This window comes from Thermosynechococcus sp. PKX82, assembly GCF_031583255.1.
GTDB lineage: Bacteria > Cyanobacteriota > Cyanobacteriia > Thermosynechococcales > Thermosynechococcaceae > Thermosynechococcus.
The window spans coordinates 2,407,835-2,420,224 of the sequence record NZ_CP134169.1 but is presented as its reverse complement, the minus strand read 5'-3'; the positions used below and the strand labels follow the sequence as shown (position 1 = coordinate 2,420,224).

Genomic DNA, 12,390 nt, shown 5'->3' with positions numbered 1-12,390 from the left:
TCATCTCGCAGGACAGCCATAATTGGAATAAGTAAATATGCACAATTGTAATGAGTCAATATGCGGTTGAACCCTGCCTCTGGTTGGAAGATCAACCCCCGATGGCCTTAAGGTGGCGCTTTGCGCCATTGCAAATAGGTGGCCACGCCCGTGTAAATGAGGCTGTGGAGGATCAGCAGTCCCCAATTTAGCAGCAGATTACCCCAAGTGGGAGCATAGACAGGTGTTGGATCAAAGGGCTGAGGCGGTGGTTCAAAAAGGCCAAAATCGAGGGGCGGCGGTACCATGCCATTCACGTCAATCAAGGCACCATAGGCACCCATTGTCCAACGGCCAATCGTCAGCCAAGAGAGGACAGTCGCAACGCCCGTGAGCTTAAAGAGGACACCGGCAAAAATAATTTGCGGCAGGAGCAATGGCGGTAAAATCTTGCTGGCTTGATCACTGTTATTCACGGCAGCAGAGACTAGTAATCCTAAACAGAGACTGGCCACTAGGGTCAGGAAGGTGGTGATGCCAAACCCCACCGGCCAAGGGAGGAGGGTACCCTGCGGCAGACCAAAGGCCAACAGTGCCACAAGGGTAATGAGCAGTGTTTGTACCAAAGCCATCCCCTTACCAAGGGTGAGTTTGGCTGCCATGTAAGCCCAGAGACTGAGATTGGCAAGACGTTCGCGGCGGTAGATGGCTACCTCTGTAATCAAGGCTTGCGACCAGCCGGAGAGTCCCACCCAAAGACAGGCACAGGTAAAGACAAAGAGAATGCGCAGGGTTTGAGCCGCTTGCAGCAGGCCGGGGGGATCTTGGGGGACAAAGGGGGAGCGATCAATAGCAAAGCGGGTGAGCAGCAGGGCAATGGGGACGCTGATCAGATTCAAGACAAGGCTAAGGCGATCGCGCCACAGGAGTTGCCACTGGCGTTGACACAACACCCGCCATTGATAGAGGTGAGGGGGTGCTGGCTGTTGGGGAGAGGATTCGGCACTGGCACGGTTTTCGCCCCCCAAAACACTGGTGCTCTCATAGTGCTGCCCCATGCTGAGGTGGCTGGCAAGGTAGCGTTGATAGTCCGTGGATTGGCGAAATTTTTGACTCCACGCGGCGCTGTTTTCTGGGGTTAAGAGGGCATAGATTTCAGCCACGGAATTCAGGGGGCGATCAGGGCTAAAGAATTCACAAGCGCGATCGCTAGAGCCAAAATAGCAAAGACGCCCACCCGAGCCTAGAACCAGCAGGCGATCGCACAAATGCACATGACTCGTAGCATGGGTCACCAAGACAATCGTGCGTTCTTCATCTGCCAATTGCCGCAGCAACTGCATCAACAAAAAGTCTAGCCCCGGATCCAGACCCGAGGTGGGTTCGTCAAGGAAAAAGAGCTTGGGGTTGGCCAATAGCTCAACGGCAATACTCACCCGCTTGCGCTGACCGCCACTGAGACTCGCCACCAGTTGATCTTCAGTTCCCGTTAACTGCACCTGTTCAAGAACTCGCTGAATGGCGGCTTTGCGGTTTTGGGCATCGGTATCCGCTGGTAAGCGCAGTTGCGCCGCATAGCTGAGGACTTCGCCCACGGTTAGGCGAGAATGCAAAATATCCTCTTGGGGAACATAGCCAATCTGGTGGCGGTAGGCAGCGATATTACGATGCAGATTGAGACCATTGAGCAGTACTTGGCCTTTTTGGACAGGGGCAAGCCCCATTAACACCTTGAGCAGTGTGGATTTACCAGTGCCGCTGCCTCCAACGATCCCCACAAGTTGCGTCGGCTCCGCCACAAAGCAGACATCCGCTAAGAGGGGGCGATCGCCGGCAGCCGTTTTCACCCATCGTTCCAATCCCCAAGCATCAATGCGAATGTGGCTGCCCTGATCCGTAATCTCCAAGGTCTCGTGGCGGTAGAGCAGGACAAAGGGGCCAATGCGAATTTGATCGCCATTGCGCAGCGTGTAGGGTCCCCTCAGCAATTGATCATTCACATAGGTGCCATTGGTACTGCCCAAATCTCGCAAAATATAGAGACCCGCACCCGTGCGATCAATACTGGCATGGCGTAGGGAGACCGTGGGGGCAGCCAGTTGCCAATGCTGATAGCTGTTGCTGGTTTCGCGCCCTAAAGTCAGCGGCCATTCCTTGAGGGCTTTGAGGACAAGGCGGCGCTGCTGGGGCAAAGGAGGTGGACTCGCCGCTCCCAAAGACTGGATCTGCACCAGTAGTTGCACCTTATTTCTGGGGTTTTGGCCAATCTCTAGACGTAGGGTTTCCCCAAGGGCAAAGCCCTCTTCAATGCCGATGCGGCGTTGGTGGTAGAACGTGCCATTGGTGCTGCGGCGTTGATGGCCATCTCCATCCCAAAGGTAGTAGGTTGCCCCCTGTTGCTTAAAAACGGCATGGCGGTTGGAAATCACTGACCAGAGTGGCTCATCGGGCACTACTAAATCCGCCCATTGGTAATCGCGTCCAAGGCGATGCTCCGGTTGGGTCAGGGAATAGGTCAACATTTTCCCCTGACTTTCGAGGGTGAGGGTGACGGTGGGGAGATCAACAACCGTTTTTGGGGGGGGCGATCGCATCACTATCTGCCTGTTCAAGGTGTTCAAAACTCTAACTAATATCTTGCCTAGTTTGGCAGACACCCTGTCCTCGTGACACACAAACCCCTCAGAATGGAGAAGATCGAGTGGCATTTTGCGATTTCTAAGGGTTGACCTTCGTGGGGGTAGAAGATTGAGAGGGTTCGGTATGCGCTGCGGAATTCAGCCGTTGTGTTCGATAGGCTTGCCAACCTAGACCTGCCCCAAATAGAGCGATCGCCCCAACAGCCGCCCCCAACCAAATCCACGGTGGAGAGTCTGTTTCCGGTTTTGTGTCTGAAGTAGCGGTTGAGGTATCCCCCCACAGAGATTGGGCATAGAGTTGCATCGTACCTTGGGTAACAATACGATCGCCCCCATAAAGACCGCTAATCACTTCTACCTGATCGCCAACTCGCTGGCCAAGGGTCACTTCGACAGCTTCAAAGGCAGTACCATTCTGCACAAACACAAGGGGGGGCTGATCGACTGGCTCCACGATCGCGGACTGGGGAATCATCACGGCATTGCGGGTTTGGCGATCGTCAAAAATTTGGACAGTCGCAAAGCTACTAGGTTTGAGTTCTTGGCTGGAATTAGCCAAGCTGGCGCGTACCGCAACTTGCTGCGTGGCGGGATCAACGACACTATCAATGAGTTCAATACGACTGCGGAAAACACGATTGGGAAGTCCTGCAACAGTGATATTTAGAGCTTGACCCACAGCCACCTGTGCTCGCTGTGCTTCTGTAGGGTAAGCAACCGTTGAGAATAGCGCTCATGGTGAGGGCATACCAGAGGGCAAGACGACTGCGGCTGTGGCGGAAGAGCTTATGATCAACCATGATCGACAACAAAGCGATAGCCTAACCCATGGAGGGTTTCAATGCAGTGCTCTTGACCAAGGAGGGCGAGTTTGCGGCGCAGCAGGCGAATTTGTGCTGCCACTACATTACTACTGGGTTCACTGCCCACTTCCCAAAGCTGCATCATCAGTTGGTCGCTACTGAGAATCCGCTGGGGGCGTTTCATGAGGTATTCCAAGGTCTGGAATTCCTTAGCGGTTAACTGCACCTCAGTACCCGCCCTATTTCTCAGGGTGAAGGTACCATAGTCTAACGTTAATGCCCCTTGACACAATTGCTGGGGTTGGAATTGGGGCGATCGCCGCAGTAAAGCCCGCAGCCGCGCCAGCAACTCAGCCATTGCAAAGGGCTTAATCAAATAGTCATCTGCCCCCGCATCTAATCCCTGAACGCGATCGCTGAGGCCATCCCGTGCCGTCAGCAACAAAATGGGCACCGTGTAGTGGTGGATACGCAGTCGCTGACAAACCTCCAACCCCGACAGCCGAGGAACCATCCAATCCAAAATCGCAACACCGTAGTCCACCTGCAACTGCTCAACGTAGGCCCAAACCAGTTCCCCCTCCTGCGCCCAGTCCACCACATAGCCTTCTCGTTGCAACACGCGCTGAATGGCGGCTCCTAAATCCGGTTCATCTTCAAGCAGCAACACCTTCATCCGTGCAATCCCCTAATTCACCGTCACCCAAAAGGGAGCAGTAACAATTTGCTCACCCCGCTGGAACTGTCCCCAGAGCTTGTAACGTCCGGGCACAGGAAACTGGGTCATAAAACGGATCACCTCCTTAGGTTGATGATCCACGGCATGGGCATGGAGATAATCAGCAGGTTCGAGGGGAGTCGTGTCTCGCAAAATCACCAGATGCCCTGCTTCGCCAAGGTAGGGGCGCAGATCCCTAAGGGGTTGCTGGGTGGCAGCATCCCGTAGGCGAAAGGCCACTTCCACCGCTGATCCAGCCTTGAGGGGTTGAGGGAGTTTTAGTTCGACTGCCGTTGTGCCAATCACTTGGGTGGTTTGAGCGGTTGGCGTACTCGATGCGGGCGGCGTTCCTTCAGCCGCGATCGGGATCATCGCCACCGTTTCGTCAGCGCCAGCGGGTTTATAATCGGCAATGAGGGTGTAGCCTCCCCCTTGGGGCAATGGGGTTGTGACTTGAAACTGACCTTCACCCAGATAGCGGGGATGCAGGTGCTGAAACACTTGAAAATCATCACTGACGATGATCAGGTGCATTAGCGCCTCTTGAAAACGCTCAAACTGCGTCACTGCTTCACCAGTGTGGGTGCGAATCGCCAACGTAAAGGTGGTTGGTTGTTGAGGCGTAGGTGCGGGCGCATTCAGTAGTTCCATATGGGTCGTAGCAGAGCCGTCTGCCTGCTCATGGTTGGGACTGTGGTGCAGGTGATGGTGGTCATGAAGCATAGGCATTTGCCGTTGCTGGGCAATCCCAAGGGTGGCGATCGCCCCACTCAAGAGCATGGCCAGTCCCAAGAGGGTGGGTTGGATAAAGCGTGGTAGCATCATTCTTGTCTTCCTCCCTGATTGAGTTCATAACGAAAGCGAAAACGACTGTTAATGGGTTGACCATTGATGGTGCTAAGGAGAACAATACGATAGTCTCCTGCCACGGGATTGGCTAGCCGTGCGGTGTAGTGTTTGTCCTCAGGGGTATAGGTCATCGGTAGAGTGACCCGATCGCCCGTTAGCGTTTCAATATCAGCAGTAACGGTAGCAGTACCCACGGGAATATGGTCTTCCCCCTCTTGGATATAGAAGTCAATATAAGGATAATTGCTCGCTGTCCATTGACACTGCCATCTCCCCGCGCTAAGGCAGGCCCTTTCGTGACTGTTGCCACATCCTGCACGCGAATTGGTTGGCCATTGCGGTGCGCCACCAACGCCACCGCTAAATCAGCGACTGATGTTGCCCGACCAATGCCCCGCACAATTAACTCCTGATCGGGAGTGACAATGACCCCACCCGCTGCATTTTCATTGGCGCCACTCACCCCCGCCACCACGTCCTGCAAGGAGACCTGTTGTGCGGCGAGGCGATCGGGATGAACCAGCACCTGATACTGGGGCACATCTCCACCATAGGCAATCACTTGGGACACCCCCGGCACTGCCAAGAGGCGATTCACCACCTTTTGATCCACAAGCTGTCGCAGTTCCATGAGGGAGGTGTCATCTGGGGCAGTGGGCACCTTGGGGGCAAGGGCATACATCAAAATCGTGGCAATGGGGGAGGTAATCGGTGAAATTTGGGGTGAGGCATTAGGTGGTAGGCGATCGCGCACCTCCTGCAACCGCTCGGTAATCAGTTGCCGTGCTTGATAGATATTCGTTTGCCAACTAAAAACTACCTTGACAACAGATAAGCCAAGAGACGATGCAGAGCGCACAGTTTCAACCCCTGCCGTACCATTGACGACACTTTCAATGGGCAGCGTAATCAGCGATTCCACTTCCTCTGGTGCTAGGCCCGGTGCCTCCGTTTGAATTTCCACTGGGGGGGCGCAAACTCTGGCAGTACATCAAGGGGCATTTGCCGCAGTTGAAAAATACCGAAAATCGTCAGGGCGATCGCCCCGAGCACCACCAACCAACGTTGGACAATTGACCACCCAAGAATTCGATTCAGCATTACCACAGTGTGTTACTAAGGCTGATTTTGGCAAAGGCACATGAAATAAACATGAAATAAAGATGAAAAGCTAGGAGTTGCCGAACGATTTGTGCTTTATTCGTTGGCAAAACCGAGTTGCAGTTTCAATCAGGACAGGAACAAACTCGTGGGCAGCTTGCAAACTCGTGGCTAAAATGGCTGCATCTCGAATGTAGTCGTGAACCATTTGATTGCGCAGTTGCCGCATAGTAAACCAAGCGTCTGCATCAGGCACAAGGCCGAGTCGCTCAGCACGGTCAAGGTTTTCCAAAAAAGTTGCCACTGGTTCGCCAAAGGCACTCAGATAGGCGGGCAACAGCTTGCTCCCTAGGGTATCTTGAAGGCGACCAAAGCGTGCCACAAAAGCATCCACCCGCTCCGCTAGGTCAATATCCTCCTCCAATTGTGCTGCCCGCCGTGCCGTAAATGGCTCCTGAAAGAGGCGTTGATCCGTCACCTGTAGGTGTGCCACTTCTCGCTCCACCAGTTGGCAGAGGTGATGTAGGCGTTCCTGAAGTTGAGGACTCAACATTGAAGGCGAACTCCCGTTTGTTGGGCCCAATCGTGAATCGGCTGCCGCTGGAGATTGGGTGCCCAGAGGAGAATATCCACTTTACGACCTGCCATGGCGCGGCTGATTTTGGCACTGAGTCGAGCACTGACAAGGGCAGGATTCTCAACGGGGTGAGACAGCCGGATCAATAAATCCACATCGCCGCCCTTCAGGCGATCGTCCACCCGCGAACCAAACAACCACACCTCAGCCTCGCTACCCACCAGCGCCGCCACTATCTGGCAAATTTGCTGCACTTGCTGATCCGTTAATCGCAACCTGATTCTCTCCTAAGCCCACAAGACCAGTCCCATTTCATAGGGATGACTCAGATAGACGTGGCGCGGTAGCAGTTGGAGGGCAATGCCTTGGTGGCCACTCGTGTCGTAGCTCATCTCGGCGGTGTACAGGCTATAGCCTTCAGGGGTGGTACCCACAAACGTCATCAGGGTAGGACAAGCCTCCTCTAGGGTACCGGCGTCATTCACCCGCCCTTGGAACAAAATCACCTGTACGTCATTGGGGGAGAGCGCACCGAGGGCAATCACAGCTTTGACTTCAACTATTTCATTGACTTCGAGGTTGTGCTCAGCCGAGGTTTCAACACTGATGATCTGAATTGAGTACCAGTGTTCAAAGATATGGGCTTTCCAGCGTGCCAGTTCCTTGGCTGCAGCATAGTTATTTTCCTTGAGCGTAAAGTAGCGATCGCTGGCGGGGAAATAGCCCCGATGGGCATACTCGCGCACCATTCGCGCGGTGTTAAACTGAGGCGTATTGAGAGCAAGGGCTGCCTTCATTTTTTGCACCCAGCCGCGCGGCACCCCATTTTCATCGCGATCGTAAAACAGGGGAATGACATCCCGCTCCAACCGTTCATAGAGCGCATTGGCTTCCACCAGATCTTGATAGTGGCGATCGTCATAGGTTTCGCCGTGGCCAATCGCCCAACCCGTTTTCACATAGTCCGCCTCGTCCCACCAACCGTCCAAGGTACTCAGATTGGGTAAGCCATTCATGGCCGCCTTCATGCCACTGGTGCCGGAGGCCTCCTGAGGCCGCAAGGGGGTATTCAGCCAAACATCACAGCCTGCCACCATCATTTTTGCTACGTGCATATCGTAATCCGGGATAAAGGCAATGTGGTTGGCCATGCCCTCTTGGCGCGTAAAGTGAATAATTTCCTGAATCAGTTCTTTGCCGGGGTTATCCTTGGGGTGCGCCTTGCCCGCAATCACAAACTGGACAATCGGCCGCCGCTGCTTCGCCCCCGTTTTCACCGGTACTGAGCCCAATAAAATTCGCCGCAGCCGTTCCACATCCCGCAAAAAGAGAGTGGCGCGTTTATAGGTAGCAAAGCGACGGGCAAAGCCAATGGTCAAGGCGGTCGGATCCAGCACTTCTGCCGCTTGCGTCAATTCAGCACTAGAGGCGCCCTGCTCTTCAAGCATCCGTTGTAGGCGCGATCGCACAAACATCACCAACTGATAGCGGCAAATCTCATGGATACGCCACAACTCCTCATCGGGAATACTGCTGACCCGCGACCAGAGGGGATCCGCCAAGGGCGCATCAGACCACTGCGGCCCAAGGTAAATATCCAGCAGGTATTGCAATGGTTCAGAAACGCGACTGCGAGCATGGACGCCATTGGTAATCGAGGTAATCGGCACCTCCGTCGGCGGCAGATTGGGCCACAGGCCTTGGAACATTTGGCGGGAGACTTCACCGTGGAGCGCGCTCACCCCATTGACAAAACTGGCGGTATGAATGGCTAGGTTCGCCATACTAAAGGGTTCTTGAAAAGCCCCCGGATTCACACGGCCAAGGGAGAGAAACTCCTGCTGCGAAAGGTTAAAGGCCTCCGCATAGTGGCCGACATAGTACGTCACCTTATCGGCAGGAAACAGATCAATCCCCGCAGGCACGGGGGTATGGGTGGTAAAGAGTTGGCTGGCCTTGACCACCTGCAAGGCTTCATCGTAGGTAAGCTGCTCTTCGGCGATCAGTTGACGAATCCGCTCTAGGGACAAAAAGGCCGAGTGCCCCTCATTCATGTGATAGACCGTTGGCCGCAACCCCAAGCCGTGGAGCAGGCGTACTCCCCCAATGCCTAGGAGCATCTCCTGATGGATGCGCAGATCCATATCGCCGCCATAGAGGTAATCGGTGATCTGCTGATCGTAGGCGCTGTTTTCTGGCAGGTTTGTGTCTAAAAGATAAAGGGGAACCCGACCCACCTGAACTTGCCAGATTCGTGCTTGCACGTCCCGATTGGGGTAATCAACCCGGATGCGGAGTTCTTGGCCTTGGGGAGTCGTGACGAGTTTCAGGGGCAGGGTATAAAAATCATTGCTGGGATAGCGTTCCTGCTGCCAGCCATCGGCACTGAGGTACTGCGAAAAGTAGCCCTTTTGATAGAGCAGCCCCACCCCCACCAAAGGGAGTCCCAAGTCACTAGCAGATTTGAGGTGATCCCCTGCCAACACCCCCAACCCCCCAGAATAGATCGGCAGGCACTCTGTCAAGCCAAATTCAAGGGAAAAATAGGCAATACACTCGCCGGGAGGCGCGTCCGTGCGCGTTTGCTGGTACCACGTCTGCACAGGCTGGGCATATTCTTGAAATTGGCTGATCACCCGCTCCATCTGTGCCAAAAAGCCGTTGTCGGCCGCCGCATCCAAGAGGCGATCTTGGCGAATACGTCCCAACAGGGCGACGGGATTGTGGTTGGTTTGCTCCCACAGTTCTGGGTCGAGACGGCGAAAGAGGGCGATCGCCTCCGTGTTCCACGTCCAGTAGAGGTTGTAGGCCAGTTCCCGCAGGGGTTCCAAACGTTGCGGCAGGTGAGGACGAACGTTAAACGTGCGGATGGGCTTCATAGGAGCTGCCAGTGTCGTCGTTTCTATCTTAATTTCCTATGCGCTTTGAGTATGATTTGCTGATTGTGGCGGCGAGTCCTTTGGCATTGGACATTGCCTATCGGTGTGCGGCCTTGGGGCGGATTGGCCTAGTAATCCCAGCCGCTGATGCGCAGTGGCAATGGCAGTGGCAACGCTGGTGGCTGTCGCAGTTTCCCCCTCAAAGATTGGATACTCAGCAGTGGCAGCACTTTCAAGCCCACCTCAGCCACGGACAGCGCCGCTATGCCCCTAGGGTCTTGGAATTGGTGGGGGTCGATGTGATCACAGGGGCGGGGGAATTTGTCTGGCAGCCCGGCTGTCATTTTCAGGTGGGGGGCGATCGCCTGTATGCGCGAGGCTATTTCCTCCTTGATGCGCCTGCGGCAATGGATGCTCAGGATATGGACGCCCTCAGCAGGATTGAGCTGGCCTGTTGGCACCACTGGTCTGGCAAAGCCTCGCATCCCGATGCACAAGGTCTGCCGCTTGTGGCCACAGAAGATGCGTGGTTCAACGATCGCCTGCATGCTGCCCTGAGTGGCCTCGGTCTAGGGGTTCCCCCACTGGGAAGGCGCAAAGCTCCCGATCCAACTCCTTTGAACCTGCACCGCCTCCAGCGAGATGCTCAAGGGTGGCTGCGGATCAATTCCCAAGGGCGCACCAGTCATCCCCAAGTCTATGCCTGTGGCGGTTGGCAGCGGGGGTACCATTTGCCCTCCCTGACCTACTTTGAAGCCTTTGCGATCGCCCGCCAGATTTTACAGCGAAAATCCCTGCCCCTTGATTACTACCGTCAACCGTGGTGGATTGCCTTGCCTGTGCCAATCGCTCGTGTCGGCTGGAATGCGCGGCAAGCCCAGCAACGCCTCAGGGAACCCGTTCAACTGTGGGAGATTCAGCAGTTTAGTTCCGAGGGTCAGAGCTTGGGTCAAGTGGTGATCAACCGCCAAGGACAACTGCTGGGAGCCACCTTGGTGGGTCAGGATGCGATCGCCGGTAGTCGCATTTTCGGGCGGTGTTTAGATCAAAATGCCGTTGCTGCCATTACCTATGCCGGTTGGGAATTCGATTGCCAGCGCCAGCGATCGCCCAAGGCGCAACCTTCAGCCAATTGCGGTAAAGGATTGGCTTCCCCAGACCCCTGATGCTGCCAGAGGATCGTAAAGGCGCCCGCTCCTTCCCCTTGGTGGGGCCACAGCCGATAGCAGGGAAAGGCTGCTAGATGGGATTGATAGGCCGCTAGTGCCGCCACAGGTTGAGGAACCCACTGCGGAAACCTTGCCATCAGCCAAGCCGCCACATCCTCATTTTCATCCTGACTAAAGGTGCAGGTGCTATAGAGCAACCATCCCCCCGGGCGCACCAAGGCTGTTGCAGTTGCGAGAATGCGTTTTTGCCGCCGTTGGTTGTGGCGAATCGTCAATGGATGGAAACACCCTTCAGCTTTTTGCCCCTTGGCCAGCAGCGATTGCCCAGAGCAGGGAGCATCCACAATCACCACATCAGCAGCGCCTTGGAACTCAGCAGCCAGCACTTCACTATCCCAAGCGGTGACGCCCACTGGATGCACTCGACAGCGTTTGAGATTGCTAATCAGCATCCCCACCCGTTTGCCAATGGTTTCATTACAGATGAGGTAGCGGGGTTGCAGCGATCGCCACGCAAAGAGGCTCTTGCCGCCGGGCGCCGCACACACATCAATCACCAATGACGGCTCTTGGGGCAGCGTCAGCAGCGGAACCGCCGCAAACACCGATGAGCTATCCAAGCAATAATAAGCCCCGGCCTCATGGAGAGGGTGTTGACCGGTACGGCTGCCGGGGGCAAAGCGACTCACCCAAGGGGGCTGCCAAGAAAGTGGCGGCAATGGCTCAAAGGGTAAGGGAGACGCTGGCTCGCGACACCACAGCACCGTGGCAGGGTAGGGCGGGGGAGTGGTGAGAGCCTCTAAAAAACGCTCCCGATCGCTGGCAGCCTCAAAAAGGCGGTTGGCACAGGCCACAGCCAATCGGGAGAGCTTCACCACAGGCTTAGCGGTGGACGGCGATGGCACCTTTGACTGCTTCGGCGAGGGCACGCACACTGGCCACCATGGCCACTTCACTATTGAGTTGGTTGACGGCAGAGCCGACCCCGACACCCGCAGCCCCAGCAGCGATCGCCAAGGGAATCGTCACTGTCGAAAGCCCCGAAGCACACAGCACCGGCACCGCAACGGCGCGGGAAATTTCGTAGGTTGCCGCCAATGTCGGGGCTGCTTTTTCAATGAGACCCAACGTGCCACTGTGGTGGGGTTGGCTACTGGTTCCCCCTTCGGTTTGAATGACATCGGCGCCGGCGGCCACCAAGGCCTCAGCGAGGGCAACCTGTTGATCCAAGGGCAGCGTGTGGGGCACTGTGACCGACAGCATGATTTGGGGCAGCAACTCGCGCGTTTGGCGCGTCAATACCAGCACTTCCTCAGCGCTAAACACCCGCCCTTGGGCGTAGAAGCTATCGTAGTTGCCGATTTCCACCAGATCGGCACCAGCAGCAACGGCATTTAGCAGTTGTAATGGCTCCACCGCAGACACACAGACCGGCAGTGTCGTCAGTTCCTTGGCAAGGCGCACCAGCTCAGGATCGGCAGCAATATCCACAAAAGTGGCACCCCCTTGATCGGCAGCAGTCACCACCGCCCGCACGCGATCGCGATCAAAATTGTTGAGGCCACTAATAATCTTGAGAACAGAACGCTGCTCAAAGGCAGCGGCTAAACGCGGATGCAGCATAGACTTGAAACTTTCCGTAGTTGTGCATTTTTTTATCCTACAGCCCTTTTCAC

Annotated in this window: 11 protein-coding genes and 1 pseudogene; 1 reads left to right on the top strand and 11 read right to left on the bottom strand. The window is 55.5% G+C overall.

Annotated features, from left to right (window positions below; translation table 11 throughout):
- Positions 1–107 precede the first annotated feature (107 nt).
- The 9 genes and pseudogenes from RHH53_RS11975 to glgP form a co-directional block, all read right to left on the bottom strand.
- Positions 108–2,573, bottom strand: a complete 2,466-nt coding sequence (locus RHH53_RS11975; RefSeq protein WP_310743839.1) for an ATP-binding cassette domain-containing protein — start codon at positions 2,571–2,573, stop codon at positions 108–110.
- 124 nt (positions 2,574–2,697) lie between these two features.
- The gene (locus tag RHH53_RS11970) at positions 2,698–3,297 is read right to left on the bottom strand and encodes an efflux RND transporter periplasmic adaptor subunit (RefSeq protein WP_310743838.1); all 600 of its coding nucleotides are present in this window, start codon (positions 3,295–3,297) and stop codon (positions 2,698–2,700) included.
- A 113-nt stretch (positions 3,298–3,410) separates the two neighbouring features.
- Positions 3,411–4,097 (bottom strand): two-component system response regulator RppA, encoded by a 687-nt coding sequence (gene rppA / locus RHH53_RS11965; RefSeq protein WP_310743837.1) that lies wholly within the window; start codon positions 4,095–4,097, stop codon positions 3,411–3,413.
- 12 nt (positions 4,098–4,109) lie between these two features.
- Entirely contained in the window at positions 4,110–4,964 is an 855-nt protein-coding gene (locus RHH53_RS11960; protein WP_302678384.1) for a hypothetical protein, read from the bottom strand.
- Positions 4,961–5,182, bottom strand: coding sequence for a hypothetical protein (locus tag RHH53_RS11955; protein ID WP_302678383.1), 222 nt, complete (start codon positions 5,180–5,182; stop codon positions 4,961–4,963). Before RHH53_RS11955 ends, RHH53_RS11960 begins: the two co-directional genes overlap by 4 nt.
- Positions 5,143–6,089, bottom strand: a pseudogene (locus tag RHH53_RS11950) (efflux RND transporter permease subunit). Before RHH53_RS11950 ends, RHH53_RS11955 begins: the two are co-directional and overlap by 40 nt.
- Before the next feature lie 70 nt (positions 6,090–6,159).
- Positions 6,160–6,642 carry a hypothetical protein gene (locus tag RHH53_RS11945; protein ID WP_206200335.1) on the bottom strand — a complete coding sequence of 161 codons (483 nt, stop codon included), beginning with the start codon at positions 6,640–6,642 and terminating at the stop codon, positions 6,160–6,162.
- Positions 6,636–6,941 carry a nucleotidyltransferase domain-containing protein gene (locus RHH53_RS11940; protein ID WP_206200334.1) on the bottom strand — a complete coding sequence of 102 codons (306 nt, stop codon included), beginning with the start codon at positions 6,939–6,941 and terminating at the stop codon, positions 6,636–6,638. The genes RHH53_RS11945 and RHH53_RS11940 overlap by 7 nt, the downstream gene beginning before the upstream one ends.
- 12 nt (positions 6,942–6,953) lie before the next feature.
- Positions 6,954–9,545: an alpha-glucan family phosphorylase gene (gene glgP / locus RHH53_RS11935; protein WP_310743836.1), complete on the bottom strand. Its 2,592-nt coding sequence runs from the start codon at positions 9,543–9,545 to the stop codon at positions 6,954–6,956.
- A gap of 38 nt (positions 9,546–9,583) precedes the next feature.
- On the opposite strand from glgP, the gene RHH53_RS11930 reads away from it, so the two are divergent.
- Positions 9,584–10,711: a hypothetical protein gene (locus RHH53_RS11930; protein WP_310743835.1), complete on the top strand. Its 1,128-nt coding sequence runs from the start codon at positions 9,584–9,586 to the stop codon at positions 10,709–10,711.
- On the opposite strand, the gene RHH53_RS11925 is transcribed toward RHH53_RS11930, so the two are convergent.
- The gene (locus tag RHH53_RS11925; RefSeq protein WP_310438573.1) at positions 10,615–11,619 is read right to left on the bottom strand and encodes an RsmB/NOP family class I SAM-dependent RNA methyltransferase; all 1,005 of its coding nucleotides are present in this window, start codon (positions 11,617–11,619) and stop codon (positions 10,615–10,617) included. The genes RHH53_RS11930 and RHH53_RS11925 overlap by 97 nt on opposite strands.
- Positions 11,597–12,337 (bottom strand): DUF561 domain-containing protein, encoded by a 741-nt coding sequence (locus RHH53_RS11920; protein WP_310743834.1) that lies wholly within the window; start codon positions 12,335–12,337, stop codon positions 11,597–11,599. Before RHH53_RS11920 ends, RHH53_RS11925 begins: the two co-directional genes overlap by 23 nt.
- Positions 12,338–12,390 lie beyond the last annotated feature (53 nt).

Coding starts and splice junctions, on each gene's coding strand:
- RHH53_RS11920 (WP_310743834.1), bottom strand. CDS start 12,337: ATGCTGCATCCGCGTTTAGCCGCTGCCTTTGAGCAGCGTTCTGTTCTC.
- rppA (WP_310743837.1), bottom strand. CDS start 4,097: ATGAAGGTGTTGCTGCTTGAAGATGAACCGGATTTAGGAGCCGCCATT.
- RHH53_RS11945 (WP_206200335.1), bottom strand. CDS start 6,642: ATGTTGAGTCCTCAACTTCAGGAACGCCTACATCACCTCTGCCAACTG.
- glgP (WP_310743836.1), bottom strand. CDS start 9,545: ATGAAGCCCATCCGCACGTTTAACGTTCGTCCTCACCTGCCGCAACGT.
- RHH53_RS11930 (WP_310743835.1), top strand. CDS start 9,584: ATGCGCTTTGAGTATGATTTGCTGATTGTGGCGGCGAGTCCTTTGGCA.
- RHH53_RS11975 (WP_310743839.1), bottom strand. CDS start 2,573: ATGCGATCGCCCCCCCCAAAAACGGTTGTTGATCTCCCCACCGTCACC.
- RHH53_RS11960 (WP_302678384.1), bottom strand. CDS start 4,964: ATGATGCTACCACGCTTTATCCAACCCACCCTCTTGGGACTGGCCATG.